The sequence below is a fragment of the Thermococcus sp. M36 genome (assembly GCF_012027355.1).
In the GTDB taxonomy this organism is placed as follows: Archaea; Methanobacteriota_B; Thermococci; order Thermococcales; family Thermococcaceae; genus Thermococcus.
Genome location: NZ_SNUH01000061.1, coordinates 1 through 583 on the forward strand (window position 1 = coordinate 1; position 583 = coordinate 583).

At 30.4% G+C, this 583-nt stretch carries 1 protein-coding gene; it reads right to left on the minus strand.

From position 1 onward, the window contains the following. Positions 1–247 precede the first annotated feature (247 nt). Positions 248–583: LytTR family DNA-binding domain-containing protein (locus E3E36_RS11320; RefSeq protein WP_167895523.1), on the minus strand; the 336-nt coding region annotated here is incomplete at its 5' end.

Genomic DNA, 583 nt, shown 5'->3' on the forward strand with positions numbered 1-583 from the left:
AAGGGTCTCGTAAAAACAAGACCCGGAAATAAAAATAACGCTGGAAAAATGAAAACTATAACGGACTATAATGGCTTTATAGATTAGTCAAAGCATAATTATGCTTACTAAGAAATTGTTAGCTGCCGATAAATTGAAAGATTGTATCGGTAATTGAAAAGAAAGTAGAAAACGGGAAATAGAAAATTGAAAACGAAAAGCTGAAAGTGATACTTACAAAGCATATGTTCAACATTGTATATCGTACTTATTTCTTCATCATGTTATTAATAAACTCAATATAACTGTTGCTTACAGGCAATTCTTTGCCGGTATTCAGCAAAATTTTTTTATTTACAAAAGATTGAATCCTGTTTAGGGGAATAATATAACTGCGATGTATTCTTGTAAATTTTTCGGGAGGTAATTTTTCAAGAATGCCTTTCATAGTCATTAAGGTTAGTAAAGGTTTCGCATTGGTGAAGTGAATTTTTATATAATCTTCCAAACCCTCAATATATTCAATATCGTTTAGCGGAATGCGAACCAATTTATATTCTGAACGAACGAAAATGCTTTCATTACTTTCATCTTTCATATTGTT